Consider the following 26834-nt stretch of genomic DNA (forward strand, 5'->3'; position numbering starts at 1 on the left):
CCTTCATTCAAATACGATAACGCCACGGGCGTTCTTGCCTGCCACCATATCATCGAACGCCTGTGCGGCTTCTTCTATGGTGTAGGTCCGGGTAACCAGTTCATCCAGCTTGAGTTTACCAGCCTTGTAAAGACCCAGGATCCTGGGGAAATCGTGCTGCGGCCTTGCCGAACCCAGCCAGCTGCCTTTCAGGGTTCGCTCGTCCGCCGGCAGGGTGAGGGTGGTCAGCGAGGTCTTGTCCTTCGGATCTGCCACACCCACGACCACGGCGGTACCGCCACGGCCCAGGCTCTTATAGGCCTGTTCCACCACCGGCCCGGCACCGACGCATTCGAAGGCGTAGTCAACGCCGCCGGTCATTTTCTTCACAGCCTTGGCGGCGTCCTCCACCTCGTTAATATTCACGGTGTGGGTGGCACCAAACTCTTTCGCCATCGCCAGCTTGGCGGGGTTGCTGTCCACCGCCACGATCATCTCGGCGCCGGCGGTCACACAGCCCTGGATGGCGTTGAGGCCAACGCCGCCGATGCCAAACACGGCGGCCCGGGAGCCGGGCTCCAGCTTTGCCGTATTGAAGACAGCGCCGACACCGGTCATCACGGCGCAGCCCACCAGGGCGGCGTTCTGCATCGGTACGGTTTCATCCACTTTCACGCAGTTGTCCACGTGCATGGTGGCGAACTCGGCCATCACGCCGCAGGCGCCGAAGACGTTCAGGGGCTCGCCGTCCGCGCCTTTGGTTCTGACCGTGCCATCCGGCAGGTTGAACATGGCCTTGCGGGCGTTCTCGCAGAGCACCGGGCGGCCACGAACACACTGGCTGCATTTGCCGCACATGGATATGAAGGTACTCACCACATGGTCGCCTTCCTTGAAGGCCGTGACGCCCTCACCGACTTCGACAACCACGCCGGCGGCTTCGTGCCCCAATACAAGGGGAGGCGGGTAGGGAATCTTACCCGTGGTGGCAGACAGATCGCTGTGGCAAACACCGCAGGCCGCGATCTTGATGGTGATTTCATCCCGCTTGGGGCCTTCTACCGTGATGGTTTCCACCTGAACAGGCTGCCCCCATTCCCGGCAGACGACGGCTTTTGCTTGTCTGTCCATGCATTTCCCCTTTTGGTCAACAAGGGGTCAAAAGAAAGCATTCTTCTGACCCCGATCTCATACAGGCCGGCTTCAAACCACCTCGAACAGGCCAGCAGCACCCTGGCCACCGCCGATGCACATGGTGATCACCACGTATTTCGCCCCACGGCGCTTGCCTTCGATCAGGGCGTGGCCTGTCTGGCGGGCGCCGGTAACACCAAAGGGGTGGCCGATGGAAATTGAGCCGCCGTTTACATTCAGCTTCTCCATGGGAATGCCCAGGCGGTCACGACAGTAAATCACCTGCGACGCGAAGGCTTCGTTCAGTTCCCACAGATCAATGTCATCCATGGTCAGACCATTGCGCTCAAGCAGGCGCGGAATCGCATACACCGGGCCGATGCCCATCTCATCCGGCTCACAACCCGCCACAGCGAAGCCACGGAAAATACCCATGGGTTCAATGTTGTGCTTCTCGGCATAGGTGCTGTTCATCACCGTGCACACGGAGGCGCCGTCCGACAGCTGGCTGGCGTTGCCCGCCGTGATGAACTGCTCCGGACCACGCACCGGCTCCAGACCCGCAAGGCCCTCAAGGGTCGTATTCGGGCGATTACACTCGTCACCTTTAAGGGTCACCTGTTTTTCACTGACCTCACCGGTTTCCTTGTCCTTGACCAGCATGGTGGCATCGAAAGGCACGATCTCATCGTCAAACTTGCCAGCCTGCTGGGCCGCCGCCGTGCGCTGCTGGGAAATCAGCGAATACTCATCCTGGGCTTCACGGCTGACGTTGTAGCGCTTGGCGACAATATCCGCCGTCTCAATCATCGAAAGGTACAGCTCGGGCTTGTTCTTCATCAGCCACTCATTGGTGGCGTGGAAGCTGTTGATCTTCTCGTTCTGCACCAGGGAAATGGACTCAACGCCCCCGGCCACAATGGCGGGTACTTTCTCGGACACCACCCGCTGTGCCGCCAGGGCAATGGACTGCAACCCCGAGCTGCAGAACCGGTTGATGGAGAACCCGGCAGTGGTCACCGGAAGACCGGCGCGGATGGCCGCCAGACGGGCAATATTCCGGCCCTGGGCGCCCTCCTGATAGGCCGCGCCCATGATCACATCCTCAACAATAGACGGATCAATACCTGCGCGCTCAACAGCATGCTTGATAACGTGACCTGCCATATCCACGCTGTGCGTGTTGTTCAAAGAGCCCCGGTAGGATTTCGCAAGGCCGGTGCGCGCGGTGGAGACGATTACTGCATCAGACATAACAATGCCCTCAATTTTTGAAACATGTAGGTCGGGTTAGCCTAAACACTCAGCTAAGCCGGTCGTGGGGCGGGGTATCTTTTCCGCCGGGAAAAGATGTCTGAGCAAAGCGAGTTGCTTTTCCCAGAGGAAAAGACACCCCGCCCTGCGACCCGCCCGCCAAGTTACAGGTCAGCGAACTTACGGCCTTCAGCAACCAGCTTCTCGAGCAGAGCCGCCGGCTCCCACTGCTCGCCACCAACGGTATCCTGGTACTTCTTCACCGCCGAAAGAATCGTATCCAGACCTTCTTGATCGGCCCAGAACATGGGGCCACCGCGATAGGCCGGGAAGCCATAGCCGTAGATCCAGACAATGTCGATATCCAGAGGACGATCGGCGATGCCTTCCTCCAGGATCTTCGCGCCCTCATTGATCATCACATACACACAGCGCTCGAGAATTTCCTGATCGGTGATCTCCCGGGGCGTAATCCCCTGTTCCTTGCGGAACTGCTCGATCAGCTGCTCCACTTCCGGGTCGGGAATCGGCTTGCGGCTGCCTTCCTCATACTTGTATACACCTGCCTGGGTCTTCTGACCAAGGCGGCCCTGTTCGGCAAGCTTATCCATCCAGCTGGCGGGAATGTCTTCGCCAGCCTTGCGGCGCTCTTCCCGGATGCGATAGCCGACATCGATCCCTGCCAGATCTGACATCGCGAACTGGCCCATGGGGAAACCAAGATCAGTCAATACCTTGTCGACCTGCTGCGGGGTGGCGCCCTCGTCCACCAGGGACATGGCCTCGGTGCCGCGCTTGTGGAGCATCCGGTTGCCGACAAAGCCGTAGCAGTTGCCCACCATGACGCCCACTTTCTTGATCTTCTTGGCAACCGCCATCACCGTGGCCTTGACCTCGTCGGAGGTCTTGCTGCCACGCACGTTCTCCAGCAGCTTCATCACATTGGCCGGGCTGAAGAAGTGCATGCCCACTACGTCTTCCGGTCGCTTGGTGGCAGACGCAATCTCATCGATATCCAGGGTTGAAGTATTGGACGCCAGAATCGCACCCGGCTTGCAGACCTCATCGAGCTTGGCAAAGATTTCTTTCTTGATGGCCATGTTCTCGAACACCGCCTCGATGACCAGATCAACGTCCCGGAAATCGTCGTAGGTCAGGCTCGGGGTGATCAGCGCCATCCGCTGTTCCACCTGCTCCTGGGTCAATTTGCCCTTCTTCGCGGAGTTCTCATAGTTGCGACGAATGATAGCCAGGCCCTTGTCGAGGGCCTCCTGTTTGACCTCGACGATGGTGACCGGAATACCCACGTTGACGAAGTTCATGGCAATACCGCCACCCATGGTGCCGGCACCAATTATGCCAACGCTCTTCACGTCACGAACCGGCGTATCCTTGGACAGTCCCTTGACCTTGGAGACTTCACGCTCCCCAAAGAACGAATGGATCAGACCGGCGCGCTGGGGCGATTCCATGCATTCCATGAACAGTTCCCGCTCGCGCTTCATGCCTTCGTCAAAAGGCAGATTGAACGCCGCTTCCACGGCATCGACACACTTGAACGGCGAGAACAGGCCGCGGGCCCGCTTCTTCAGTTCTTCACGGAATTGGTCAAAGACATCACTGCCCTTGTCCGCCTCGATTTTGTCGGTGATATCCCGAACACGACGTACCGGCTTGCCTTCGTCGACTACTTTCTGCGCATAGGCCATGCCCACTGCGCGGATATCGTCGCCTTCTTCGACGGCATCGAGAATGCCCAGTGCCAGGGCATCCTTGGCGCCGACAAATTCACCGGTGGTGATCATTTCCAGGGCTTTGCGGGCGCCGGTCAGGCGCGGCAGCCGCTGGGTGCCGCCAGCACCCGGCAGAAGGCCCAACTTCACTTCCGGCAGGCCTACCTTGGCGCTGCTGATCGCAACCCGGTAGTGACAGCTCAGAGCGGTTTCCAGACCACCACCGAGGGCCGTGCCATGGATCGCGGCAACCAGCGGCTTGTCGCTGTTTTCAAACGTGTTGACCAGTGTCGGCAGCGTGGGCTCCTGCATGGGTTTGCCGAATTCACGGATGTCTGCACCGGCAATAAAGGTGCGCCCTTCACAAACCAGCAGGAGCGCCTTGGCCTCGGCATCTTTCTGGCCCTGCTCCAGGGCTGCGAGCAGACCGGAACGAACAGCCTGGCCGAGGGCGTTTACCGGCGGGTAGTTCACGGTAATAACGCCGATGTTGCCTTCCCGGTTATAGCTAACGACCTCAGACATGATTTCTCCTCGCATTCGTTCTGAAATATGGTTTTAACTAGCGAAACATGCGTACGATTTAATACAAGTTCGTTTGTGGTTTCAACCACCCATTAAACTACAGGCACAAAAAAACCGCAGGGGTTCTTCTGCGGTTTCTTGGAGCACGGAGTCTGGGAGTCTACGGGAAGGGTTTTCCGAAACACGCTGTGAATACGTCCCTGTACGCTCGGCTCCGCCATCCATGGCTCCGCACGGTTTCGTAAAACCCTTCCCGCAGCCTCCCTTCTGGCTTCAGCATTTAAACGCTAAACACCCAGAGATTCTATATCGCCTGCCAGCATGGCCAGCTGGTGGGCAATGGAACCCCGAAGCTTTTCGGCCGGCACCAGGTAGGACGGCGCGGCACAGGTCAGGGCCATGATGGTGCCGTCCTGCAGATGGATGGGCACGCCGGCGGAGTTGATATTGCGGTCCCACTCGCCGATGGACAGGCAGAAGCCGTGTTCCTTGTAATCCTTCATGGCCTGGTCGAGGCCGGCCTTTTTCTCGGGCCAGTCATCTCCGAATTTGGCGGCCATGGCGTCGTCGATCACCAGGCGGGCCTTGTCGCTGATGGCGCAGTAGTAGGCACGGCCGGCAGAGGTGGTGGCCATGGGCAGCTTCAGGCCGATGTCCATGCGCAGCAGGGAGGCTTCCGGTGGCAGGCGGTTTTCCACATAGATCATGTGCAACCTGTCACGGCAGGTAAGGCCGACCGACATGTTGGTCTGGCGAGCAAACTCGTCCATGTAGGGCTTGGCCAGTTGGCGAACCTTGAGGTTGGACACGTAGGCATAACCCAGTGCAAGCACCCCGGAACTCAACTGATACTTTTCCAGTTGGGTGTTGTAGCTGAGGTAACCCAGCTTGGTCAGGGTGTAGGTCATCCGCGACACGGTCGGCTTGGGCAGCCCGGTGATGCGGGCAATGTCCTGGTTCCCCAGGATGACAGGCCCCTGACTGAAGGCGCGGAGCACGTCCAGGCCGCGGGACAGGGCTTCGACGAACTTGCGGTCTTTCTCCGGCTTCACGGGCTCACCGTCAGTGGATGCCACTTTCAGTTCGGGTGAGATCTGCTTTTTTCCTGCCATAATGGGACGTCCTCCAACCGCGTCGCCCGCTCCGGTAACCGGTGTATTAATATGGTGAATAATCAAGAATTCATCATTTTAATCGCTGCAGAAATCAAGTACCAGAAAGTCTTTTCAAAATCCGTACCAAATATGAAACACTTATTACTTATGTTTCAAATTTGGAATCGCAAGGCGGTATTGTGTACCGACTTTTCCGAATTTATCCGATTTACCGTTCTGCATTGCAAAACAAACTAGCAGCCAGCGAACCCTGTGACGACCCCCGGAGGCAAAATGAAGATTCTTTTTGTGGCAGGCGACCCGAAACCCGAGCGCTGGACAGTGCCCATCAAGGAACTGCTGCCGGAAGCCAAGGTTTACGTCTGGGATCCGGAAGGGCCCGCTGTTGATGCGGATTACGCCATCGTGTGGCAGCCACCCGAGGCCCTGTTCGAGCGGGAAAAGCATCTGAAGGCCGTATTCAATCTGGGGGCGGGCATTGACGGACTGCTCAAGGTTGCCAACCTGCCTGAGGCACTGACGGTTGTGCGTCTGGAAGACGCGGGCATGTCTGTGCAGATGGCAGAATACGTGCTGCATCAACTGCTGGAAGCCAGCCGCGAGATGGAAACCTACCGTGAGCAACAGCGTCAGGGGGTCTGGAAAATCCATCGGCCTATCAAACGCAGCGAGTGGCCGGTGGGTGTCATGGGACTGGGCCATATCGGCAAGCGGGTTGCTAGCACGCTGGCCAATCTGGACTATCGGGTGAGCGGCTGGGCCCGCGGAGAGCATAGCCTGGAAGGGGTTAGCACCTATGCCGGTCCGGACGAGCTCGGTGACTTTCTGAAAGCCACCCGGGTTCTGGTCAACACCCTGCCCCTGACCGACAACACCCGGAACATCATCGACTATGAACTACTGAGTCAGCTTCAACCCGGCGCCGTGCTGATCAACGTAGGCCGGGGTGAACACCTGGTCGAGGACGACCTGCTTCGGGCCCTGGACGACGGTACCTTGCTGCGCGCATCCCTGGATGTATTCCGGAAAGAGCCCCTTCCGGAGGGACACCCGTTCTGGCAGCGGAAAGAAATCACCATTACCCCGCACATCTCTGCGCGAACCCTGCGGGATGCCACCATCGAGCAGATCACCGGCAAGATACGCGATCATGCCCAGGGCCTTGCCATTACGGGAATCGTGGACACCGAACGGGGCTACTGATCCACGCCATGTGCAGCGTCGGTCAGGTCAGGGCCGGCGCCAGCCAGGCCACCAGCGCCGTAAGAACCAGCAGTACAGGCAACGCGATCAGCGCAAACAGGCCGTTCCACCGAAACGCCACAACCCACCGGGAGATCTGCCCGAACCGGGACAGCAGCATGACGGAGGGGCCAAAGGGCGAGAGCATCATGGCCAGGGAAAAGCCGATGACCAGAGCCACGGCGACTGGCAGCAAATCCATCCCCTCTGCTACCAGCTGGGGCAGCAAGCCCGCCTGGACACTCAGAACCGTGATGGGAATGATGCCGATCATGGAGAACATGGGCAGCATCAGCATGCCCACAACAGCGACCAGGAACACGCCGCCACCAGTGGCGACAAGGCCAGCAAGCGCATCCGCCGGAATGACCGCAGAAAGGGCAACTCCCAGGATGGCAGAGGCGGCAAAAATTGCCATTTCATTCTGCATGGCCCATACCTGGCCCGCACCCTCCTTCAAAACCGGCATTAGCGCCCGCTCCTGCGAGAGCATGTACAGCAGCGTTACGGTGGGCACCGACAACATGGCCGCCACCGACACCTTGAAACCGGTCGTCGCCACCAGGCCCGCCATCACCGTGAATACCACCAGGATCAGCGCAAGCAGGCGCCCCGTGCCCGGCAACCAGCCTTCGACGGCGATGCGCTCACTGCTGACCTTGCGGAAGCGCCGCTGTTCCAGCACCCAGCCAATCAGCACCATCAGAAGCGCCGCAACCAGACCGAATGGCAGCAGCTGTGACCAGCTGAGTTGCGGCAGTTCGCGGGTAAGAATGGCCACGGCCACACTGGTGGGCGCCACCAGCGGCACCAGGGCAAAGCCCCTGAGGGCACTGATCAGAACGCTCCGCAACCACTGCAGGCGCGACTCGCCGCTGATACCGCGCTCACGCAGTGTTTCAGAGAGGCTTCCGCACAACAGGTTCATCATTCCAAAACTCAGAACCGTGGCTACGCCACAACTGACCAGGGCGTACTTGGGATAAAGCAGTATAGGCTTTCCATCCAGTAGCACATCGTGAATCCGGCGCAATACCTCGAACCGGCGAACAAGGCACTGCATCATGCCCAGGCTACCCAGAAACGCAGAGTAGAAGGCCGCGTCAGACGCCGCTTTCAGCAGTTGCCCGGCGTCGAGAGATCCGCGCCAGGCGAAGCCGCCGAGGACCAGCAGGGCGATTACCAGCAGCATCCGGGCGTACCCCTGCAGGCGACCGGCCCCTGCCAGAAAGGCAGAGACAAACATAACGCCCGCCACAGCACTGAGCTCGCGGCTCTCCAGGCAAATGGCAACCAGCTCGGTAACCACCGCCAGGGACACCAACCACTGGAGCATGCCACTCAACACGGGGGCACCTGGTCAGCCTTGAACACTGCTTGCATTTCCATAACACCCGGATTAGTCTTTCGGAAGCAAATTACAAAACTGTGTTTCGCTCAATGAAACATCGTTCACACAAAGATAGCACAGATTAGCCCCTCGCCCCTAGCGTCGGGCCTTCGATATTCGCTTTCAGGAGAGTACACAATGGCTTCCGCACCCTGGAATGATCTGCTGGGTTTCGACGCCCAACTGGACGAAACCGAGCGTCAGGTACGAGACAGCATCCGCAGCTTCTGTGACGAGCAACTGATGCCCGGAATCACCGAGGCCAACCGGCACGAAAAGTTCGATCGCTCTATCTTCAACCAGATGGGTGAACTCGGCATGCTGGGCGCGACCCTACCGGAAGAATACGGTGGGCCCGGGCTGAACCATGTCTGCTACGGCCTGATTGCCCGGGAAGTGGAGAGGGTGGACTCGGCCTACCGCTCGGCCCTGAGCGTTCAGTCTTCCCTGGTCATGTACCCGATCTATTCCTACGGTAAGGAAGCGATGAAAAAACGCATCCTGCCCAAGCTGGCCTCCGGCGAGTACGTTGGCTGCTTTGGTCTGACCGAACCCAATCACGGGTCCGACCCCAGTGGCATGGAAACCCGGGCCAAAAAGGTCGACGGCGGGTACCTGCTGAGCGGTTCAAAAACCTGGATCACCAACTCTCCGATTGCCGATGTCTGCGTGGTCTGGGCCAAGCTGGACGGCAAGGTGAACGGTTTTGTGATTGAGCGTGAGGGTGCCACGGGCCTGGAAACGCCGAAGATCCAGGGCAAGTTTTCCCTGCGGGCCTCGGAAACCGGCTCCATCTTTATGGACGAGGTGTTCGTTCCGGACGAAAATCATCTTGAGGTGGAAGGGCTGAAAGGTCCGTTCAGCTGCCTCAACAAGGCCCGCTTCGGCATCAGTTGGGGGTCTCTGGGCGCCGCTGAATTCTGCTGGCACGCGGCCCGCAACTACACCCTGGAGCGCAAGCAGTTTGGCAAGCCCCTGGCCGCCAACCAGCTGATCCAGAAAAAGCTGGTGGATATGCAGACCGAGATCACCATCGGCCTGCAGGCTGTTCTGCAACTGGGCCGCATGATGGATGCCGGCACCGTAACGCCGGATGCCATCTCGTTGCTCAAGCGCAACAACTGTGGCAAGGCACTGGATATCGCCCGGGTTGCCCGGGACATGCACGGTGGCAACGGCATCGCCGACGAGTACCATGTGATCCGTCACGTGATGAATCTGGAGGCCGTGAACACCTATGAAGGCACCCACGATGTCCACGCCCTGATTCTGGGCCGAGGCCAGACAGGCATTCAGGCTTTCAGTTGATCTCGCCCGGGTAACCCGCCAAACGAAAACGGCCCCTCAAGATGAGGGGCCGTTCTGCATCACGCTCTGGCGAACCTATTCGATCTCGACCAGAACTTCTCCGGGCACCACACGATCACCCTTGGCAATAAACACGCCGGAAACCTTTCCGGCCGTGGTCGCCTTTACTTCGGTTTCCATCTTCATGGCCTCGATGATCAGCACCGGATCGCCGGCCTGAACCTCGTCACCTTCCTTCACCAGCACATCCACGATGTTGCCGGGCATGCTTGTGGTCACATGACCTTCCTTGGTGGCGGTGGCCCGGCCACCACTGGACCGCGCACCCTCGCCGTCTTCGCCCAGCGAAGCCAGGTGGATTTCCTCCGGCACCCCATCGACGGTCATGTAGAAACGACGCTCATTCTCACCGGAGGGGTTGGCGCCGGTGACGTGGATATCGTAGCTCTCACCATGAACCGTGATCTTGAATTTGCTGGAGACCGAGCCGCCCGAAGCACCGGTGGGAATGGGCTCCAGGGGCTCTGGCTGCAGAGTGCCGTCACGCCGCTGCTCAAGATACGCCTTGGCCTGATCCGGGAACATGGCGTACGTGAGCACATCCTCTTCGCTGGTGGCCAGTTCGCCCACCTGTTTGCGCAACTCGTCGAGTTCACGGGGGATCAGGTTAGCGGGGCGTTCTTCAATCAGATCCTCCTTGCCGACGGCGCGCTGCTGAAGCGATTTATCAACCGCAGCCGGCGCCTTGCCATACCAGCCCTGAAGGTACTTCTTCACCTCGTTCGTAATGGACTCGTAGCGCTTGCCGGCAAGCACGTTGATCACCGCCTGGGTACCCACGATCTGGGAGGTGGGTGTTACCAGCGGTGGGTAACCAAGATCCTTGCGAACCCGCGGAATTTCCTCGAACACGTCCTGGATGCGATCCAGCGCGCCCTGTTCCTTCAATTGGTTGGCAAGATTGGACATCATGCCACCGGGCACCTGGGACAGGAGCACCGAGGTATCAACACCGTTATAGGCGCTCTCGAACTGGTGATACTTCTTGCGCACTTCCCGGAAATGGCGTGTGGCCTTGTCCAGCAGTTCCAGGTTCAGCCCGGTCTCCAGACCGGCATCGTGCAGCGCGGCCACCAGTGATTCCGTGGGCGGATGGCTGGTGCCGCCGGCAAAGGCCGACAGCGCGGTATCAATATGGTCAACGCCTGCTTCCATGGCCGCCCACTGACACATGGGCGCCATGCCCGAGGTGGCGTGGGAGTGCAGGAAAACGGGCAGATTGAGGGTCTGCTTCAGCTTACCGACCAGCTCAGCGGTTACCGCCGGCGTCAGCAGCCCTGCCATGTCCTTGATCGCGATGCTGTCCGCGCCCATGTCAGCCATGGCCTTGGCCTGCTCCAGATAGGCATCAGTGCCATGTACCGGACTCACGGTGTAGCAGATGGTGCCCTGTGCATGCTTGCCAGCCTTCTTGACCGCCTTGATGCTGGTTTCGAGATTGCGCACATCGTTCAGAGCATCAAAAATGCGGAACACATCCATGCCATTTTCGGCAGCCTTGGCCACGAATGCCTCAACCACGTCATCGCCATAATGGCGATAGCCCAGCAGGTTCTGGCCGCGCAGCAACATCTGCAGGCGGGTATTGGGCAGGGCCTTTCTCAGGGTCCGCAGGCGCTCCCAGGGATCTTCCTTCAGGAAACGCACACAGGCGTCAAACGTGGCACCCCCCCAGCACTCCAGGGACCAGTAGCCGGCCTGGTCCAGCCACTCGCAGGCCGGAAGCATGTCTTCCGTGCGCATCCGGGTGGCGATCAGAGACTGGTGGGCGTCCCTGAGAATAACGTCGGTAATATGAATCTTGCGCTTGGTCATTGGGATCTCTCCGATGTTCTTTTACAGGCCCGCCTGCGCCGCAATGGCTGCGGCAATGGCTGTGGCGATGGATTCCGGGCGGGTTTTGCTGCTGTACTCAAGCAATTGGGGGTTACGTTCCACAAAGCCGGTATTGAAGTCAGCGGCCTGGAAATCCGGGTGCTCGAGAATCTGCTTGTAATAGGGGATGGTGGTCTGGACGCCGTAAATGCCCATATCGCCGAGAGCACGGCGGGAGCGGGCAATCAGCTCGTCCCAGTCCATGGCCCAGACAATCAGCTTGGCGCACATGGAGTCGTAATACGGGGGAATCTCGTAACCGGTATACATATTGGCATCGGTGCGCACGCCCGGACCGCCGGCGGAATAGTAGCGGCTGATGCGGCCGAAACTCGGCAGAAAGCCGTTCTTCGGATCTTCGGCGTTGATGCGGAACTGGGCAGCAAAGCCCCGGTAGGAGATGTCTTCCTGCTTGAGGCCCAGTGGTTTGCCGGCAGCGATCCGTATCTGCGCCTTGATGATATCCACCCCGGTGATTTCCTCGGTGATTGTGTGCTCAACCTGAACCCGGGTATTCATTTCCATGAAGTAAAAGCTGCCATCGTGGTCCAGCAGGAACTCGACAGTGCCGGCATTTACGTAACCACACTGCTTCGCCACCCGTTTGGCCAGATCGCCGATGTATTCGCGCTGACTTTCCTCAAGCTGCGGCGACGGCGCCAGCTCAATCAGTTTCTGGTTGCGGCGCTGGATAGAGCAATCCCGCTCGTACAGATGGACAACGTTGCCATGGGTATCGGCAAGAATCTGGACCTCGATGTGACGGGGTTCGATGATGCACTTCTCAAGGAACACCTCGGCACTGCCAAAGGCTTTGGTGGCCTCGGAGATTACCCGCTCGAAGTTCTGGCGAAGCTCTTTTTCATTATCGCACCGGCGAATGCCTCGCCCACCCCCACCGGAGGTGGCCTTCAGCATCACCGGATAGCCGATATCGGCGGCCTGGGCGACGGCATCCTCGACATCGGCAAGGTTGCCTTCAGAACCCGGCGTTACCGGGACACCCGCGGCAAGGGCCGTCTGGCGGGCCTTGGTTTTGTCGCCCATGGATGAAATAGCATTCGCCGACGGTCCGACGAACGTAATACCTCGCTGCTCACAAATCGCAGCCAGTTCCGCATTCTCCGACAGGAAACCATAGCCGGGGTGCAGTGCATCGCAGCCGGTTTCCACCGCCATATTCACAATATGGTGGGGGTTCAGGTATCCCGACAGGGGGTCCTTGCTGATCTGATAAGCTTCGTCGGCTTTTTTGACGTGCAGGGAGTACTCGTCAGCCTCCGAATGAATAGCGACCGAGCGGATGCCCAGTTCGCTGCAGGCCCGGGCAATCCTGACCGCAATCTCTCCGCGATTGGCGATCAGCAGCTTCCGAATAGCCATGGAAAATCCTCCAGGTGATGGAAGTCGTTTAAATCGAAAGGTTGGTTCGAAGGGCAGGCACGCCCTTCAGTCAGCAAAAGCTCAGATGCCAGGTGGCGCCTGCGGCAGGACCGGAAAGCTGGCGCAATGCACCACGCCCGAATAGCCCCTGATGCCCGGAAGGACACCGGCCGGGTGAAGACTGAAATCCCGCATGCGGTTGCCATGGGAAAGCCCTCCCTCCTGACCACCGTCGCTTGTCACATCCGACAATAACGGGCAGAAAGCCGCATCACAGGACAGGGGGGTTGGCGCAGAGTCCGAAGAATGGGTAGGCAATGAAACCAGGCCCAATGCCAGAATTATGAAGAGGCTTAACGCCTGCGTCCGGCATTTTTGTTGGGCGTCCTGCATGGGCGTCCTTTGATGTGACTAAAGTCGTAGAGAGTGTCACGTGATTACGGCATCGGTTCAATACGGTTTTCTGGGTAATAAACATCGTTTTTTTCGATGCTTTCCCGGTTCCACGGGAATCATCGGCGCCCCGGGGAGCGCCGATGGCAGCTGCCAGACTAGAAGCCGCCTTTCACCACGTGGACGATCTCATAGAACTTGGTTGCCCGATGCTCCAGATCGATCGCCAGGTCCAGCCGCTGCAGAAGCTCTTCCGCACAGACCAGTCCCCGGAGATAGGAACGGGAAGGCTGATGCCGGTCGTCATCCAGCACAAGCAGATAGCCTTCATGAACCTCACGGAATGTGCTAACCAGGTCGCCCACGGTTGCCGCGCGCAAATCCTGATAATGGATAGCCGGCAGCTCACTTATCGGGCGCATGATATCGCGGACCCGAACGTCCTTGAGGGGCACTCCCTGTCGATGGGCTACACTCATGGCCTTCTCGCCGTTCACATCTTCGATGGCCAGAATGCCCAGACAATCCCCCGCCTGGTTTTCCACCACCTTGAAAGACGTATCGGCAAGTCTCATCCACAACCTCGCCTCCGAAACGGACATATCGGAACTCAAAACGGACAGGCGCTGCTCGGAGAAGTCTGTCAGCAGGTGGACTGCCGAATCCTCGCTTCCTATATGAGACAGGGGTTTGGCGGTGGGTAACGCGCCGGTGCGTCCCAGATCCTGTACTGGCAATGCGTTGAATACACTGTTCATGGTAAACCTCGTGAATCTGAATTCAGGTTGGAGTTCCCTGTGTACACAGGGACAAATCCGTAATGGTCAGAGTTAAACGAGGCTGGGCGGGCCCTGGGGCAGCACCGGGTAGCTAAGCAGCCGGAGCGGTGGCTGAATGAAATCGAGACTGGCCGAGAAGACAGCCCGGAAATCCCCCCCGGGGAACAGAAGGGGTGAGGTGATCGAAACAGATGCATCCGGCGACGAGGGGTCGCCGGTCCCGTCAACCGAGATCAGCGTGGGCGTCAGGTGATCGTCTAGTTGAGGATCCAGTGCCGGGTGGGACGAGCCATTGAGAAACACCACAAACAGGCCTGTGATCAGCACTGCCATGAGGCTGAATTGCAGGGTGCTTCTGTTAATGGAATAACTCGGCATATTCGGTGTCTGCTGTTGTTAGCTGAACGACTCGCCTTTTACAACCATATAGGCTTTTGTGCCCAATGCAAGCTCCAAACCGGGTTAAAACTGCGCAATGTAATGCCGGGTTCCGGGAAAAACTCCTTCGGCAACGTTCGAACGTTCCTCCACTTTCAAGCTTTTTGATTTCGCCTAGCGGTACACGCTTTTGCATTTTTATTGACATATACCCACCTTTTCTTCGAATATGGGGATATTCTGCTATGCGGTATATGTTTTCGCTTTCCAGCAAGAGAGGCTATTCATGAACTTGAATTACACCACCGAGGAGCTCGCCTTCCGTGATGAGGTCCGCGCGTTCCTGGATAAAAAGCTGCCCGGGGATATTGCCGCCAAGGTCAAGGGGTTCCGCCGGCTGTCCAAGGAAGACCACCAGCGCTGGCAGAAGATTCTCAGCGAACAGGGCTGGTACGCCACCCACTGGCCGCAAGAATACGGCGGAGTGAACTGGAGCCCGGTCCAGAAACACATCTGGGATGAAGAATCCTCTCGCTATGGCGCGCCGCGTTCCGTGCCTTTCGGCGTCAACATGGTGGCGCCGGTCATTATCAAGTTTGGCACCGAAGAGCAGAAGCAGAGATACCTGCCAAGAATCCTGAGCGGAGAAGACTGGTGGTGCCAGGGCTATTCCGAGCCGGGCGCCGGTTCAGACCTGGCCTCGCTCAAGACCCGGGCCGTCCGCGACGGCGACTATTATATTGTTAATGGCCAGAAAACCTGGACCACCCTGGGCCAGCACGCCAACATGATTTTCTGCCTCGTGCGCACCAACACCGAAGTGAAGGCCCAGGAAGGCATCTCGTTCCTGCTGATCGACATGGACACCCAGGGCATTACCGTGCGTCCCATCATTACCCTGGATGGTGAGCACGAAGTGAATGAGGTGTTCTTCGAAGACGTGAAAGTGCCAGCAGAGAACCTGGTGGGCGAGGAAGACAAGGGCTGGACCTACGCCAAATATCTGCTGACCTACGAACGCACCGGTCTGGCAGGCATTGGCATTTCCAAGGCTGCACTGCAGCACCTGAAGGAACTGGCCACCCGGCGGGTAAAGAACGGTCGTCCACTGATTGAGGATGCGTCGTTTGGCCAGCGTATTGCCCAGGTCGAGATTGATCTGATGGCCGCGGCAATCAGCAATCTGCGCATCATCGCATCCGTGGAGGGCGGCGGCATGCCGGGAGCGGAAAGCTCCATGCTGAAGGTCCGCGGCACCGAAATCCGACAGACCATCAATGATCTGGCCCGCCGGGCAATTGGCCCCTACGCCATCCCCTTCGTGGAAGAAGAACTGGATCTAGACTATGACGGCGACTTCCTGTCGGACGAGAACGCCGCTCCGGTAGCGCCCCAGTACTTTAATAACCGCAAATTGTCGATTTTCGGCGGGTCCAACGAGATCCAGAAGAACATCGTGTCGAAAATGATACTCGGGCTTTAAGGAGGCGACCATGGATTTCCGACTGAACGAAGAGCAGCAGATGCTGCAGGACACCGTGGCCCGCCTGGTGCGCGGTGAGTACAGTTTTGAAAAGCGCCTGGAGTACAGTGAATCCGAGCTGGGCTTCAGCGCGGATTTCTGGAAACAGCTGGGTGAGCTGGGACTGACGGCCGTGCCATTCCCGGAAGAACTCGGGGGCTTTGGCGGAACTGGCGTTGAAGTGCAGAGCGTGATGACCGAACTGGGACGCGGCCTTTGCGTAGAGCCCTACCTGCAATCGGTCGTTCTGGGTGGCGGGCTTATCAGCCAGGCCGGCAACAGCGCCCAGCAGGAACAGTGGCTTGGTGGCATTGCCAGCGGCGAGATTCGAGCGGCTGTCGGGCTGCAAGAGCCTCAGAGCTTCTACAACCTGAACGACGTCGACACCCGGGCCGAGAAGTCTGATGACGGTTACGTGCTGAATGGCCGCAAGGCGGTGGTGATTGGCGGGCATTGTGCCGACGTGCTGGTGGTGTCGGCCCGAACCTCCGGCGACAGCCGCGATGCCGAAGGCATCAGCCTGTTCCTGATTCCGGCTGACGCGGAAGGCGTGGAGCGCCGGACCTACCCGACGATTGATGGCTCCAAAGGCTGTGACCTGTTCCTGAACAATGTCCAACTGGGCCCCGACGCCCTGCTCGGAGACGAAGGCAAGGCGGCCGAAGTCATCGAATACCAGAGTGGGCGCGCTATTTCCGCGCTGTGCGGCGAAGCCGTGGGCGCCATGGAAGTGGCCTGCGACCTCACTCTGGAGTATCTCAAGCAGCGGAAGCAATTTGGCGTGCCCATCGGCAAATTCCAGGTGCTACAGCACCGGATGGTCGACATGATGTCCGAGCTGGAACAGGCCCGCTCCATGGCCATCCTGGCCGCGAGTGTTGCCGACGAGCCCCAGAGCGACGAACGGCGCCGGATTCTCGCTGCCGCCAAGAACGTGATCGGCCGCAGCGGCCAGTTCATCTCTGAACAGGGCATCCAGTCCCATGGCGGTATCGGCATGACCTGGGAGTACAACTTCGCCCACTATGCCAAGCGCCTGGTGATGATCAATCATCAGCTCGGCGACGACGACTTCCATCTTGAGCGTTATGCAGCGTTGTTAAAGTAAAACGGATACCGCCACGAAGCGGAGATCCGGGCCCCACAAACCGATCTGCCTCCCCCGTTGACCAGACAGCAAACGGCGGGAGGCTGATCCTCCTGCCCCCCTATTCTTGAGAGACGAGGAAAACAGGTTACAACCTGAAGCGATAGGAATAGGATAATAACTGACCACTCATTGAGACCGAGCAGACCGAATTAATGCCTTGAAAGCTTATTTATAAGCGATTTTATGTGCATTTAGAAACTTTGTCTGTTTGGAATTTTCTCTGTAATATCATTGTCTTGGAAACCGAGGCACACGATGAGTTTAGGTCAGGCAATCAGGCGTTTGAGAAAAGAGCGGGGAATGACGCTTGCGGATCTGGCAGAGCGTTGCGACTCTCATGTCGGTAACCTTTCCCGCATTGAACGGGACCAGGCAAGGCCAAGCCTTGAGCTGCTCTACCGCCTCGCCCAAGCGTTAAGCCTGTCACTCACCGACATTTTCTCGGTTGCCGAGAAGAAGCAACTGGATTCCGAGCAGGTCGCCCTGAACGCAACGTTCATTTCGCTGCTCGAACAGGATAGGCAGCTGCTGCTGGAGTTTGCGCAACTGCTCCAGCGCCGGGCTTCTCAGCCTATGGGCTCGGTGTATGTTAACCGGGACCCGTTACCGGCCGATAGCGCCCGCTCCAATGCAACGGAAAGTGATGAGGAACAACCCTCAGGCTGAGTGACTTACAACCAGATCAGTCAGCTCTTTTCCTTCCATTCCTCCTCCTGCAAGGCCCGCCACATCAGCTTGCCCGTGGGTGACTTCGGCAACTGGTCTACAAAGTCGATCATGGTCGGCACCTTGTAGGTCGCCATCTGTTCCTTGCACCAGGCAATGATGTCCTCAGCCGAGGTCTGGCCCTCGGCTTCCGGCGTCAGAACAATGCAAGCCTTCACCGTCTCACCCCGCTTGGGGTCCGGCGCGGAAATGATGCAGACCTCGTGTATCGCCGGATGCCGGTACATCATCCCTTCAACTTCTGATGGCCATACCTTGTAGCCCGAGGCGTTGATCATCCGCTTGACGCGATCAACCATGAAGAAATAGCCGTCTTCGTCGTAATAGCCCAGATCGCCGGTCCGGAAGAATTGCTTGCCGTCGATTTCCACAAACGCCGCCTCGGTTTCCGACGGCCGGTTCCAGTACCCCCTGGTTACCTGGGGCCCACAGGAAACAATCTCCCCGATCTCGCCCGGACCTTTCTCCTCCAGCGTATCGACATCAATAATCCGGCTATCGACATCGAAAACGGGAATGCCCAGGCACTGGGATTTGGGGTGGGCATTGGGATTAATATGCGTGGCTGCCATGGTTTCCGAGAGGCCGTAGCCCTCGATGTAGTCCAGCCCGGTCATCCGCTTGAGCTTTTCGGCCACGGCAGAAGGCATGGTGGCCCCGCCGCCGCCAATCATGTTGAGGCTGCTCAGATCGTATTGGCCAATATCGGGGTTTGAGAGAAAATCCACCGCCATGGTGACGATGTTGGTCCAGCCGGTCACTTTGTAGCGTTCGATCAGCCGTGATGCGGTGGTTCGGTCCCAACGCGTCATGATCACGGAGGCCGCGCCGGCTGCTATGGGGCCATTCATCGAACCCGTCATGCCGGTAACGTGGAAAAATGGCAGGGTGGCGAGCTGGACGCTGTCCGGCGTGGTCAGGTTCCAGAATATCCGGTGGATAGCCGTGGCCATCACCGACCGGTGGGTGTGCATACAGCCTTTCGGCGCACCGGTTGTGCCGGAACTGTAGGGAATCACCGCCAGGTCATCCGGCGTGGCCGTGTGAGGGCCCGGTGCGTATCCGGCCGCCATGGCCACTTCCCAGGTAACAACGCCAGGCAGGTCCCGCGACCAGACCGGCGCCGCCACTTCCGCAGGAAGGTCCAGATCTGTCTCGGGATCAATGTAGGTGCTGTAGGAAGCCACCACCACCTGGTCAAGATTGCTGTCGCCGATCATGGGCGCAATAAAGCCCGCCAGTTCCTGCCCCGCCAGACAAACCGTGGCTCCGGTATCGGCAATAAAGTGCTCGAGTTCCGCCGAGCGGTTCATCGGATTCACCGGTATCACCACGGCATCGGCCCGCAGGATGGCGTAGTAGGAGATCACATACTGGGGAGAGTTCTGCATGTACAGCAGCACCCGGTCCCCTTTCTTCACGCCCTGCGCCTGCAGGTAACCCGCCAACGTCTCGACTTCCTCATTGAGACGCCGGTAGGTGATCGGCGCATCGTAGAAAATAATGGCGGTATGGTCTGGGTAGCGCCGCGCCGAAATCTCCAGGTTGGTGTAAACACTGGTTTTCGGAAGCGTCATGGTTTTCGGCAGTTCTTTGGGCCAGACCTTGTAGTGACGATCAAACATCTTGTTATTCTCCAGGGTAAATCTGATATCTCAGGACGTCGCACCTTCGCAGGCAATCTTCCACCCGGTGTCCGCCAGCAGGCTCGCCCGCTTGCCAACTTCCAGGGCGTTGGCGTTTGCGGCATTGCCATCCAGCGCCCGCTTGTAGACGCCCTGCAAAATCGCCGCGAGGCGGAACAACGAAAACGCCAGATACACATGCCAGTCTTCAATGCCTTCCCGTCCCGTCTTCTCGCAGTAGCGGCGGATAATGGCCTGCTCGTCCGGAAGGCCCAGCGCCTCAAGGTTTTCACCCTGTAATCCGCGCATACCCGCCATGTCGGCGGGCAGGTAAAAGGGCAGGCAAAAATAGGCCAGATCTGCCAGGGGATGACCCAGGGTGGACAGCTCCCAGTCCAGAATGGCGATCACCGCCGGTCGGTCCGGTGCCAGCATCAGGTTGCCGAAGCGGTAATCTCCGTGGGCGATGGCAGTTTCATCCTTCGCCGGGAGGTGTTCCGGCAACCACGCCATCAGTTTGTCCATGGCGGGCAGGTCATCGGTTTTCGAGGCCAGGTACTGTTTGCTCCAGCGCGCTACCTGACGCGCCACGTAGCCTTCCGGCCTTCCGTAGTCGCCCAGGCCAACGGCGGTCACGTCCACTGAATGCAGCGCCGCAAGAGTATCGATGGCAGAGTAATACGCCGGCAGCCGATCGTGGTAGTTCAGATCCCGCAACGCTGAATGGGTGATGATGCGCCCGTCCAGATAGTCCATCACGTAAAACGGTGTGCCGATCACCTCGGTGTCTTCACACAGCACCCGAACGTTGGGCACCGGCATGTCTGTGTGTTCGCCCAGAGCGTGCATGACCTTGTATTCCCGCTCGACCATGTGAGCTGACGGCAAGGTTTTCCCCGGCGGCTTTTTGCGCAGAACATAGCGTCCGCTGTCGGTTTCCAGCAGGAACGTGGGGTTGGACTGGCCACCCTGGAATTGCCTGACCTCCATTCGACTACCAAATTCCGGCAGCGACTTCTGTAGCCAGGCCAAGAGCCGGGGCTCGTCGAACTTGTGGGCCGGGAGAACATCTACCAGCTCTGGTCTTGTTGTCATAACATCAATGGCCTTCGTTTTTGGGGCAGCGGCCGGCGGGCAGGGGTGATCTTTCTTCCGGAAAAAGTAACTCGCTTCGCTCAGACATCTTTTTTCCTGCAGAAAGACCACCCCAACCCACCGGCCTCGGCATACCTTCGTTGGGCTTGCCCTAACAAATGGTTTCTCCGCCATCAGCGACGATTACCTGACCGGTGATATAGGCGCTGGCCCTGGTGGACAAAAATACCGCCAGTCCAGCGATATCGACCGGATCACCAATCCTGCGTAGCGGAGTTTTGTCTTCCGCCTGCTTCGCACGAACCGGGTCGTCCCAGAGCGCTTTGGCAAAGTCGGTTTTGATCAGGCCAGGAGCAATGCTGTTGATCCGGATACCTTTTGGGCCCCATTCCACCGCCAGGTTGCGAGCCAGAGCGGCTTCGGCGGCTTTGGAGACGCCGTAGGTGCCGATCACCGTGTTGCCTCGAAGGCCTGCAATGCTGGAGAGCAGAACGACCGCACCCTCGCCTTTTTCCGCCATTTGTGGCAGCACCATGTTGGTCAGCCAGAAGGTGCTTTTGACGTTGGTGTCCATGATCTTGTCCCAGGCGTCGTCGGTCATTTCTGCCGTGGGTCCGTAGACCGGGTTGGTGGCGGCGTTGCACACCAGTACATCGATGCTGCCCCAGGCTTCGTTGGTCTTCTCTACCAGGTTCTGCAGGTCTTCTTTCCTGCCCACGTGACAGGGAACGGCCATGGCCTCGAAGCCCTGGGCCTTGAGTTCCTCCGCCACCTGCTCACAGGCCTCGGCCTTTCGGCTGGAGATAACCACTTTTGCGCCGCACACGGCCATTTCCCCGGCGATGGCGCGGCCGATGCCTTTGGTGGAACCGGTAATCACCGCGACTTTGCCGGTCATATCAAACAGTGAATTGTTCATCGTCGGGTCCTCGCGCACTGTCTCAGAGGTGATCGATTCAGCGATACTGCCGAAGCTCCATCTTGGCGATGGAATCCATGTGCACTTCGTCCGGCCCGTCCGCCAGCCGAAGCGTCCGAACCTTGGCCCAGGCCTCGGCCAGGAAGGTGTCCTGGGAAACCCCTGCACCACCGTGCACCTGAATGGCCCGATCGATGACCTTCAAGGCCATGCTCGGTGCAATCACCTTGATCATGGCGATTTCCTGACGGGCCACCTTGTTGCCGACCGTGTCCATCATGTGCGCGGCTTTCAGGGTCATCAGGCGGGCCTGTTCGATCTCCATACGGCTACGGGCGATGTCCTTGCGGATGGAGTCGAACTCCGAGAGCTTCCGCCCAAAGGCCTCACGGGCGTTGGCGCGTTTGCACATGAGCTCCAGGGCACGTTCCGCAACGCCGATGGTTCGCATGCAGTGATGAATACGGCCCGGCCCGAGCCGGCCCTGGGCAATCTCGAAACCACGGCCTTCGCCCAGCAGCATGTTGCTGGCCGGCACCCGCACGTTGTCGTAGTGAATTTCCGCGTGGCCGTGTGGCGCATGATCGTAGCCGAACACATGCAGCGGGCGGATCATCTTCACACCGGGCGCATCCAGGGGCACAAGAATCATGGACTGCTGCTTGTGCTTCTCGGCATCAGGATCGGTTTTGCCCATGACAATGGCAATTTTCGAATTCCGGGTCATGGCGCCGGAAGACCACCATTTACGACCGTTGACCACGTACTCGTCGCCCTCGCGGCGGATTTCGCAGGCGATGTTGGTGGCGTCTGAAGATGCCACGTCCGGCTCGGTCATGGAGAAGCAGGAGCGGATTTCGCCATCAAGGAGCGGCTTCAGCCATTGTTCCTGCTGCTCCGCATTGCCGTAGCGCGCGATCGTCTCCATGTTGCCGGTATCGGGCGCCGAGCAGTTGAAGACCTCGGGGGCCATGGCCGAACGGCCCATGATTTCGCAGAGGTGGGCGTATTCGAAATTGCTGAGGCCGGCGCCGAATTCGCTGTCAGGCAGAAACAGGTTCCACAGGCCGGCGGCTTTGGCCTTCTGCTTCAGTTCTTCAATAATGGGGACCGGCGCCCACCGGTCCTCGGCATCTTCGATCTGTCGATGATGGGCCTCTTCGTTCGGGTAGATGTGGGCAGCCATGAATTCGTTTAACTCAGACTGCAGCTGTTTTGCCCTGTCAGACAGCTCGAACATTGCCGTTTCCTCTTGTTGTTGTGGTTCGTGACCGCCATCAAACCGGCAATCACCCGTTCAGATCGGGACGCCTTCCGGCCCTTCGCTGCCGGAGCGAATGCGGAACGTGGCCTCGGCAATTGCCAGAAGGTTGCCCTTGTCGTCATGCACCTCGCCGGTACTGTTGAAGATCCGGCGCCCTCCGGCGCGTTTTCGGCCGGTTACCCGAATCACGCCCTCGGAACACTGGCCGGTAAACGTGGTGGAAAGCGACAGGGTGACTGCCTTGCGCATCCGGCCCGGAAAGGGACAGTAGGTACCTGCCTGCGCCATGGCGATGTCCAACAGAGACGTCAACACACCACCATGAATAACACCGCCAAGATTCAGATGCCCGGGCCGAAGCTCAAGCTCGATGACAGCTTCGTTTTCTTCCCAGGAGGCCTGGCGGTAGCCAAGCAGGCTGTGGAAGCCGGGCAGATCCTGCCCGTGGATAATATGGCGGTTTTCCTCACTCATCAGACATTCATTCCAGGTGGGCCAGGCGGCTCATGTGGTCTTTGTAGTTCTGTTGTTTTCGTAATTTGTCACGCCTTACGGTTTTGAGTCAATATATTTGAAAGGTTATTTCATCTAGTAAAACAGGATTGATGAAGATCGACGAAAAATGAAAAAGACAACGAGTAGCGGGCCGAACTTTCTCGCTACCAACGCCGCTCACCACCCCCCGTGAGCAGACGTCAGGCACTGATAACGCAGCTCCTGGCGGCGGTGGAAACCGGTCTTGTGAACTACCCTTGAACCACGGGCCACTGCAAATTCGAACGACAAACATCCTATTGCAAAGCCCCGATGTTGTGATAGATTCAGAGAATAAAATTCACCCTGCAGTTATGAGTTCTGCACAGTGAAACAAAAAGCAAAGCCACTACAACAATGAACGAGGCAAGCTCATGAAACTCTTTGCTACTGCTCGCAAGACTCTGACGGTGTATGCGTCAGCCCTTACCCTCGGTATTAGCGCCGCGCTATCAGCAGCACCCGCTGCCGCCCAGGACACCTTTACCTGGAAGGTCCAGTCCCACTGGCCCGGCTCCAGCAGCTCTTACACAGACAGCCTTGGCCGCATCAAACGTGTTCTGGAAGAGCGTACTGATGGCCGCCTGAAACTACAGCTTTACGAGGCAGGCGCCCTGTTCAAGGCCAAGGAAACCTTCAACGCCGTCAGCCGAGGCATCCTGGAAATGGGCACGATTTCGCCATCCTACGCCCAGGACAAGGTTTCCCTCGCAGGCATTGCCTCCGGTCTGCCATTTGCCTTCCGCAATGTCTGGGAAGCCGCCTACTTCCACCAGAACATGGGTTTCGAGCAGATGCTCCGTGACGAGGCCGCAGAGCATGGCGTTTACTGGGCCACCGACAAGGTGTACCCGACGGAAATGGTGGTCAAGAAGCCGATCGAGAGCTGGGAAGACTTCACCAGCCTCAAGATCCGCTCCTCCGGCGCTTTGCAAACCTTCCTGACCGAAGCAGGCGCAGCCGCCTCTTACATTCCGGGCAGCGAACTTTACTCGGCCCTGGACTCCGGCATTGTGGACGGGGCGCACTGGGGTGCGGCGCAGGGTGCCTACAGCATGGGCCTGTATGAAGTTGCCAAATACCATGTGCAGCCCGCCCTGAACATTGCCGGCACCGACGTGATCATCGTTAGCCAGAAGGCTCTGGACAAGCTGCCGGAAGACATGCAGGACATCGTCAAGGATGCCCTCAATGAGCAGTTCTGGATCCGCACCAACGAGTACCAGTACAAGGAGCGCATCACCCTGGCCAAGGCCATCGAAGAACAGGGTGTGCAGCTCAATGTGCTGCCGGACGAAGTCCAGGACAAGCTGGTTGCTACGGCCCAGGCGATGTGGGACGAGGAAGGCAAACGTAGCGAAAACGCCAAGAAGGCATTGGACATGCTGAAAGGCTACCTGGCCGACCTCGGCTACCTCTGATCAGCCGTTGCTCTGACCAAGGCCGGGGTTCCTGACCCCGGCCTTTCTGTCCCGGAACCAAACCAGTATCCCGTGGGAGATTGCCGTGAGTGTGATGATCGCCGCATTCATGAGAGGGGTTACCCGTCTCAATGATTTTATCGGCCGGTGGGTCGCCCTTCTGATCTTCGCGATGTTCGCGTTCCTGCTGCTGGAAGTGGGGTTCCGTTACCTGTTCAATTCCCCGACGGTCTGGACCAATGAACTGACCCAGATGCTCTTCGGCATTTATGCCGTGATGTCGGGCGGCTACATCATGGCCCACCGGGGCCACGTCAACGTAGACCTGCTGCATTCCCACCTGAGACCACGCAAGCGCGCAGTCCTGGATATTGTGACCTCCCTGGTGTTCTTTATTTTCACGCTGGCCCTGCTGTGGTTCGGGATCGACATGGCCCAGGAATCCATGTCCAGCTGGGAAACCTCCTATTCGGCCTGGAACCCGCCCATCTGGCCAGTAAAACTGGCCATCCCCATCGGCACCGCACTGCTGGTTCTGCAGGGGCTGGTGAAACTCCTTGAAGACATAGCCGTGGCGTTCAACCTGGATTACTACACGCCCGAAGAGTCCGAGTCAGAAGGAGAGCAGCTGTGAGCATTGAAGCCCTGACGCTCCTGTTCTTCGGTTCGCTGCTGTTTTTCCTGCTGCTGGGCCTGCCGCTGGCGTTCGTCCTGGGCGGTGTTTCGGTGGTGTTCCTGTATTTCACCTGGGGCTTCGACTCCTTCTACATGGTCGCCTCCCAGATCTGGGGCACCATGGGCAGCTTTACGCTGGTCGCCATTCCCCTGTTCGTCTTCATGGCCATGATCCTGGAGCGCACAGGTGTAGCCCGGGACCTGTACCGCATGATGCATCTCTGGTGTGGCGGACTGAGAGGCGGCCTGGCCCTCGGCACCCTTGGAATCTGCGCGGTGTTTGCTGCCATGGTGGGCATCAGCGGTGCGGCCGTGGTTGCCATGGGCACCATCGCGCTGCCTTCGATGCTTGAGCGGGGCTATGACAAGAGCATGGCTCTGGGCGTTATCAATACCGGCGGTGGCTGGGGCATCCTGATTCCTCCCAGCATCCTTATGATTCTCTACGCCCTGATCACTGGTGTTTCCGTTGGCAAGATGTTCGCCGCCGGTATCATGCCGGGCGTGCTTCTGATGGTGCTGACCGCTATCTACATCATTGTGCGTTGCCACCTGCAGCCGGAACTGGCCCCGGCGCTGCCAAAAGAAGACCGGGGCACCTGGCCGGAAAAATTCCGTGCCCTGCGCGCGGTGTTGCTGCCAATCGGCGTCGTCGTGATGGTTCTGGGCTCCATTATCGGCGGTATCACTACCCCGACGGAAGCCGCTGCCATGGGTGTTCTAGGCGCCCTGATATCGGCGGCGGTGTACCGGCAGTTCAAGTGGAGCATCCTGAAGGAAGCTGCCATCCGCACGTTCAAGCTTACCGGCATGATCATGTGGATCCTGTTTGCCGCCCATGCCTTCAGCGCCGCCTACCAGAGCATGGGCGCCCAGGAACTGATCGAAGGCCTGATGAACATGGTCCCCGGTGGCCCCTGGGGCATCATCATCGCCATGATGGTGATCGTGTTCCTGCTGGCCATGGTGCTGGATCCGGTAGGCATCATGCTGATCACCCTGCCGGTGTTCATGCCGATTGTGGAGTCCCTGGGCTTCGATCCGATCTGGTTCGGCATCCTGTTCGTGATCAACATGGAAATCGGCTATATGACGCCACCCTTCGGCTTCAACCTGTTCTATCTGAAGGGCATCGTGCCACCGTCAATCACCATGAAGGACATCTACAAGTCGATCATCCCCTTCGTGATTGTGGAGATTGTCGGCATCATTCTGATCATGGTGTTTCCGGAGATTGCCACCTGGCTGCCGGACCTGTTGTTCTGAACCTGACCTGAAAGCAAAGTTGCCAGCCAAAGCGGGTAAGCGCTAATCTCGTGGGACTTCCGGACAAAGGAACCGGAAGCCCACACAAG

23 protein-coding genes are annotated in these 26834 nt (G+C 58.6%); 8 read left to right on the top strand and 15 right to left on the bottom strand.

Features of this window, described 5'->3' with window-relative positions:
- Positions 1-3: 3 nt before the first annotated feature.
- From EDB94_RS08645 to EDB94_RS08660, 4 genes are all read right to left on the bottom strand, one after another.
- Positions 4-1110, bottom strand: coding sequence for a zinc-binding dehydrogenase (locus tag EDB94_RS08645; RefSeq protein ID WP_008177059.1), 1107 nt, complete (start codon positions 1108-1110; stop codon positions 4-6).
- Positions 1111-1182: 72 nt separating this feature from the next.
- Positions 1183-2367 (bottom strand): acetyl-CoA C-acyltransferase, encoded by a 1185-nt coding sequence (locus tag EDB94_RS08650; RefSeq protein ID WP_108018111.1) that lies wholly within the window; start codon positions 2365-2367, stop codon positions 1183-1185.
- A 164-nt stretch (positions 2368-2531) separates the two neighbouring features.
- The gene (locus EDB94_RS08655; protein WP_108018112.1) at positions 2532-4625 is read right to left on the bottom strand and encodes a 3-hydroxyacyl-CoA dehydrogenase NAD-binding domain-containing protein; all 2094 of its coding nucleotides are present in this window, start codon (positions 4623-4625) and stop codon (positions 2532-2534) included.
- 287 nt (positions 4626-4912) lie between these two features.
- Positions 4913-5737 carry an IclR family transcriptional regulator gene (locus EDB94_RS08660; RefSeq protein ID WP_014579059.1) on the bottom strand — a complete coding sequence of 275 codons (825 nt, stop codon included), beginning with the start codon at positions 5735-5737 and terminating at the stop codon, positions 4913-4915.
- 276 nt (positions 5738-6013) lie between these two features.
- Between EDB94_RS08660 and EDB94_RS08670 the strand changes: the two genes are divergently transcribed.
- A complete protein-coding gene (locus EDB94_RS08670; protein ID WP_014579057.1) occupies positions 6014-6943 on the top strand; it encodes a glyoxylate/hydroxypyruvate reductase A in 930 nt (309 codons plus the stop codon).
- Positions 6944-6965: 22 nt separating this feature from the next.
- Here the strand turns inward: EDB94_RS08670 and EDB94_RS08675 are convergent, their stop codons facing one another.
- Positions 6966-8327, bottom strand: coding sequence for a hypothetical protein (locus tag EDB94_RS08675; protein ID WP_108018550.1), 1362 nt, complete (start codon positions 8325-8327; stop codon positions 6966-6968).
- 183 nt (positions 8328-8510) lie between these two features.
- Between EDB94_RS08675 and EDB94_RS08680 the strand changes: the two genes are divergently transcribed.
- Entirely contained in the window at positions 8511-9680 is a 1170-nt protein-coding gene (locus tag EDB94_RS08680) for an acyl-CoA dehydrogenase (protein ID WP_014579055.1), read from the top strand.
- A gap of 75 nt (positions 9681-9755) precedes the next feature.
- Here EDB94_RS08680 and oadA read toward each other — a convergent pair whose 3' ends face one another.
- The 5 genes from oadA to EDB94_RS08700 all read right to left on the bottom strand — a co-directional run bounded on the left by oadA (position 9756) and on the right by EDB94_RS08700 (position 14548).
- Complete coding sequence (oadA, locus tag EDB94_RS08685; RefSeq protein WP_108018113.1) at positions 9756-11555, bottom strand: sodium-extruding oxaloacetate decarboxylase subunit alpha; 1800 nt, start codon at positions 11553-11555, stop codon at positions 9756-9758.
- 21 nt (positions 11556-11576) lie between these two features.
- Positions 11577-12998, bottom strand: a complete 1422-nt coding sequence (locus EDB94_RS08690; protein ID WP_108018114.1) for an acetyl-CoA carboxylase biotin carboxylase subunit — start codon at positions 12996-12998, stop codon at positions 11577-11579.
- Between the two features lie 81 nt (positions 12999-13079).
- Positions 13080-13391, bottom strand: a complete 312-nt coding sequence (locus EDB94_RS20600) for a hypothetical protein (RefSeq protein WP_146162202.1) — start codon at positions 13389-13391, stop codon at positions 13080-13082.
- A 158-nt stretch (positions 13392-13549) separates the two neighbouring features.
- Positions 13550-14149, bottom strand: a complete 600-nt coding sequence (locus EDB94_RS08695; RefSeq protein WP_014579051.1) for a hypothetical protein — start codon at positions 14147-14149, stop codon at positions 13550-13552.
- A 72-nt stretch (positions 14150-14221) separates the two neighbouring features.
- Positions 14222-14548 (bottom strand): hypothetical protein, encoded by a 327-nt coding sequence (locus EDB94_RS08700; RefSeq protein WP_041645919.1) that lies wholly within the window; start codon positions 14546-14548, stop codon positions 14222-14224.
- A 286-nt stretch (positions 14549-14834) separates the two neighbouring features.
- On the opposite strand from EDB94_RS08700, the gene EDB94_RS08705 reads away from it, so the two are divergent.
- The 3 genes from EDB94_RS08705 to EDB94_RS08715 all read left to right on the top strand — a co-directional run bounded on the left by EDB94_RS08705 (position 14835) and on the right by EDB94_RS08715 (position 17886).
- Entirely contained in the window at positions 14835-16031 is a 1197-nt protein-coding gene (locus EDB94_RS08705) for an acyl-CoA dehydrogenase family protein (protein ID WP_108018115.1), read from the top strand.
- A 10-nt stretch (positions 16032-16041) separates the two neighbouring features.
- Positions 16042-17178, top strand: a complete 1137-nt coding sequence (locus tag EDB94_RS08710; RefSeq protein ID WP_108018116.1) for an acyl-CoA dehydrogenase family protein — start codon at positions 16042-16044, stop codon at positions 17176-17178.
- 297 nt (positions 17179-17475) lie between these two features.
- Positions 17476-17886, top strand: coding sequence for a helix-turn-helix domain-containing protein (locus EDB94_RS08715; protein WP_081449856.1), 411 nt, complete (start codon positions 17476-17478; stop codon positions 17884-17886).
- Between the two features lie 20 nt (positions 17887-17906).
- Here EDB94_RS08715 and EDB94_RS08720 read toward each other — a convergent pair whose 3' ends face one another.
- The 5 genes from EDB94_RS08720 to EDB94_RS08740 form a co-directional block, all read right to left on the bottom strand.
- On the bottom strand, positions 17907-19571 hold the full coding sequence (locus EDB94_RS08720) for a long-chain fatty acid--CoA ligase (RefSeq protein ID WP_108018117.1): 1665 nt from the start codon (positions 19569-19571) through the stop codon (positions 17907-17909).
- A gap of 30 nt (positions 19572-19601) precedes the next feature.
- Positions 19602-20666, bottom strand: coding sequence for a phosphotransferase (locus EDB94_RS08725; protein ID WP_108018551.1), 1065 nt, complete (start codon positions 20664-20666; stop codon positions 19602-19604).
- Between the two features lie 151 nt (positions 20667-20817).
- The gene (locus EDB94_RS08730; protein WP_108018118.1) at positions 20818-21585 is read right to left on the bottom strand and encodes an SDR family NAD(P)-dependent oxidoreductase; all 768 of its coding nucleotides are present in this window, start codon (positions 21583-21585) and stop codon (positions 20818-20820) included.
- Positions 21586-21622: 37 nt separating this feature from the next.
- On the bottom strand, positions 21623-22825 hold the full coding sequence (locus EDB94_RS08735; RefSeq protein WP_062783335.1) for an acyl-CoA dehydrogenase family protein: 1203 nt from the start codon (positions 22823-22825) through the stop codon (positions 21623-21625).
- 57 nt (positions 22826-22882) lie between these two features.
- Entirely contained in the window at positions 22883-23323 is a 441-nt protein-coding gene (locus tag EDB94_RS08740) for a PaaI family thioesterase (protein WP_108018119.1), read from the bottom strand.
- A 434-nt stretch (positions 23324-23757) separates the two neighbouring features.
- Here EDB94_RS08740 and dctP point away from each other — a divergent pair, with 434 nt between their 5' ends.
- The 3 genes from dctP (at position 23758) to EDB94_RS08755 (ending at position 26745) form a co-directional block, all read left to right on the top strand.
- Positions 23758-24804: a TRAP transporter substrate-binding protein DctP gene (gene dctP / locus EDB94_RS08745; RefSeq protein WP_014579040.1), complete on the top strand. Its 1047-nt coding sequence runs from the start codon at positions 23758-23760 to the stop codon at positions 24802-24804.
- A gap of 94 nt (positions 24805-24898) precedes the next feature.
- On the top strand, positions 24899-25438 hold the full coding sequence (locus tag EDB94_RS08750) for a TRAP transporter small permease subunit (RefSeq protein WP_041646454.1): 540 nt from the start codon (positions 24899-24901) through the stop codon (positions 25436-25438).
- Positions 25435-26745, top strand: a complete 1311-nt coding sequence (locus EDB94_RS08755) for a TRAP transporter large permease subunit (protein ID WP_014579037.1) — start codon at positions 25435-25437, stop codon at positions 26743-26745. Before EDB94_RS08750 ends, EDB94_RS08755 begins: the two co-directional genes overlap by 4 nt.
- The last annotated feature ends 89 nt before the right edge of the window (positions 26746-26834 follow it).

The organism is Marinobacter sp. 3-2 (genome assembly GCF_003751355.1).
GTDB classification, from domain to species: domain Bacteria; phylum Pseudomonadota; class Gammaproteobacteria; order Pseudomonadales; family Oleiphilaceae; genus Marinobacter; species Marinobacter adhaerens.

Coding starts and splice junctions, on each gene's coding strand:
- EDB94_RS08700 (WP_041645919.1), bottom strand. CDS start 14,548: ATGCCGAGTTATTCCATTAACAGAAGCACCCTGCAATTCAGCCTCATG.
- EDB94_RS08710 (WP_108018116.1), top strand. CDS start 16,042: ATGGATTTCCGACTGAACGAAGAGCAGCAGATGCTGCAGGACACCGTG.
- EDB94_RS08680 (WP_014579055.1), top strand. CDS start 8,511: ATGGCTTCCGCACCCTGGAATGATCTGCTGGGTTTCGACGCCCAACTG.
- EDB94_RS08740 (WP_108018119.1), bottom strand. CDS start 23,323: ATGAGTGAGGAAAACCGCCATATTATCCACGGGCAGGATCTGCCCGGC.
- oadA (WP_108018113.1), bottom strand. CDS start 11,555: ATGACCAAGCGCAAGATTCATATTACCGACGTTATTCTCAGGGACGCC.
- EDB94_RS20600 (WP_146162202.1), bottom strand. CDS start 13,391: ATGCAGGACGCCCAACAAAAATGCCGGACGCAGGCGTTAAGCCTCTTC.
- EDB94_RS08715 (WP_081449856.1), top strand. CDS start 17,476: ATGAGTTTAGGTCAGGCAATCAGGCGTTTGAGAAAAGAGCGGGGAATG.
- EDB94_RS08695 (WP_014579051.1), bottom strand. CDS start 14,149: ATGAACAGTGTATTCAACGCATTGCCAGTACAGGATCTGGGACGCACC.
- EDB94_RS08650 (WP_108018111.1), bottom strand. CDS start 2,367: ATGTCTGATGCAGTAATCGTCTCCACCGCGCGCACCGGCCTTGCGAAA.
- EDB94_RS08725 (WP_108018551.1), bottom strand. CDS start 20,666: ATGACAACAAGACCAGAGCTGGTAGATGTTCTCCCGGCCCACAAGTTC.
- EDB94_RS08655 (WP_108018112.1), bottom strand. CDS start 4,625: ATGTCTGAGGTCGTTAGCTATAACCGGGAAGGCAACATCGGCGTTATT.
- EDB94_RS08750 (WP_041646454.1), top strand. CDS start 24,899: ATGATCGCCGCATTCATGAGAGGGGTTACCCGTCTCAATGATTTTATC.
- EDB94_RS08735 (WP_062783335.1), bottom strand. CDS start 22,825: ATGTTCGAGCTGTCTGACAGGGCAAAACAGCTGCAGTCTGAGTTAAAC.
- dctP (WP_014579040.1), top strand. CDS start 23,758: ATGAAACTCTTTGCTACTGCTCGCAAGACTCTGACGGTGTATGCGTCA.
- EDB94_RS08660 (WP_014579059.1), bottom strand. CDS start 5,737: ATGGCAGGAAAAAAGCAGATCTCACCCGAACTGAAAGTGGCATCCACT.
- EDB94_RS08670 (WP_014579057.1), top strand. CDS start 6,014: ATGAAGATTCTTTTTGTGGCAGGCGACCCGAAACCCGAGCGCTGGACA.
- EDB94_RS08690 (WP_108018114.1), bottom strand. CDS start 12,998: ATGGCTATTCGGAAGCTGCTGATCGCCAATCGCGGAGAGATTGCGGTC.
- EDB94_RS08720 (WP_108018117.1), bottom strand. CDS start 19,571: ATGTTTGATCGTCACTACAAGGTCTGGCCCAAAGAACTGCCGAAAACC.
- EDB94_RS08645 (WP_008177059.1), bottom strand. CDS start 1,110: ATGGACAGACAAGCAAAAGCCGTCGTCTGCCGGGAATGGGGGCAGCCT.
- EDB94_RS08730 (WP_108018118.1), bottom strand. CDS start 21,585: ATGAACAATTCACTGTTTGATATGACCGGCAAAGTCGCGGTGATTACC.
- EDB94_RS08705 (WP_108018115.1), top strand. CDS start 14,835: ATGAACTTGAATTACACCACCGAGGAGCTCGCCTTCCGTGATGAGGTC.